This window comes from Amycolatopsis sp. NPDC003676 (genome assembly GCF_053587275.1).
The window spans coordinates 1-1,410 of the sequence record NZ_JBSFNS010000294.1; the positions used below are offsets into that span (position 1 = coordinate 1).

The 1,410-nt window shown below is 67.9% G+C and carries 2 protein-coding genes; both read right to left on the reverse strand.

The genetic code is table 11. The features are described 5' to 3' along the window. On the reverse strand, positions 1-418 hold a 418-nt coding region (locus ACWDNU_RS45800), incomplete at its 3' end, for an AMP-binding protein (RefSeq protein ID WP_449673442.1). A 133-nt stretch (positions 419-551) separates the two neighbouring features. Next, on the reverse strand, positions 552-1,410 hold an 859-nt coding region (locus ACWDNU_RS45805), incomplete at its 5' end, for an AMP-binding protein (RefSeq protein WP_449673443.1).

The following is a 1,410-nucleotide window of genomic DNA, read 5'->3' on the forward strand; positions in this document are numbered from 1 at the left end:
CGAACTGCGGCTTGGCGAAGCCGGTGTTCATCAGGACCGCGCGGACGCCGAGCTTGCCAGCGGCGAGCAGGCTCAGCACCATGCCGCGGTGATCGCGGGCCAGCACGGCGATCACGTCGCCCTCGGCGATTCCGCTCGCCCGCAGGCCGCGGGCCAGCGCGTTGGACTGCTCGTCGAGCATCCCGAAGGTGAGCTCGCCGCGCTCGTCGACGATGGCGCCCGCGTCCGGCCTGGTCTGCGCGGCGTGCATGACCACACCGGCGAACGGGCCGAACTTGGAGACGTTGAAGAACGAGCGAGCGGCGTGATCCAGACGCAGCGGATTGAACAGCTTGCGATCCATCATCACTTTGACGCCGAGCGCGAAATCACCGGCACGCCGGGCGGTACCGCCGAGCGCGGGCAGAGACAGAGACATCGAACAGCCTTCCGGCAGACCGATCCCACGACGAACCCCCGTGGGGCCGGACCGCGTCATCGAGATCCAGTGCTGGTGCTAACAATAGCAAGCATCTCGGGCCGGTTGTGCTCTGTCTCTCAGCCCGCCGACCTCACTGTGACACCTCATAATCGATGAGGACGCGGCGCAGGATCTTGCCGGTCGCGTTACGGGGGAGTTCGTCGACGAAGACCACTTCGCGGGGCACCTTGTAGCGCGCCAGGTTCTCCTTGACGTGCGCCTGGATCTCCGCGGCGCCGGTGCTGTGGCCCTCCTCGAGTACCACGAAGGCGCGCAGGCGCTTGCCGAATTCCACGTCGTCCACGCCGACCACCGCGACGTCGTTCACGTCGGGCCGCTCCACCAGGAGGTTCTCCACCTCCTGCGGGAAGACGTTCTCGCCGCCGGAGACGATCATGTCGTCGTCGCGGCCGTCGACCATGAGCAGGCCGCTGGCGGTGAAGTGCCCGAGGTCGCCGCTGGACATGAAGCCGTCGATGATCTGCTTGTTGCGGCCGTCGGTGTAGCCCTCGAACGGCGCGCCGCTGCGCACGAAGATCCGGCCCGAGGTCTCCGGCGTCTCGACCCGCTGGTCGTTCTCGTCGTAGAGGCGGACCTCGCAGGTGATCGGCGACCGGCCGCAGGTGCCCGGCGCCTCGGCGAGCTCGGCCGGGTTGGCGATGGTCGCGATGGCCACCTCGGTCGAGCCGTAGAGGTTGTAGAGCACCGGTCCGAACGCCTCGGTGGCCTTGATGCACAGCTCGGGCGAGAGCGCGGACCCGGCGAACAGGATCACCTTCAGCGAGGACAGATCGTACTTCGCCCTGACCTCGGCGGGCAGTTCGGTCAGCCGGTGCAGCATGGTCGGCACCGCGACCAGCATCTCCACCTTGTGCTCGGCGATCGCGGCCAGGGTGGCCTCGGCGTCGAAGCGGCGGCGCACCACGATCTTGTTCGACAGGATCGTGCCG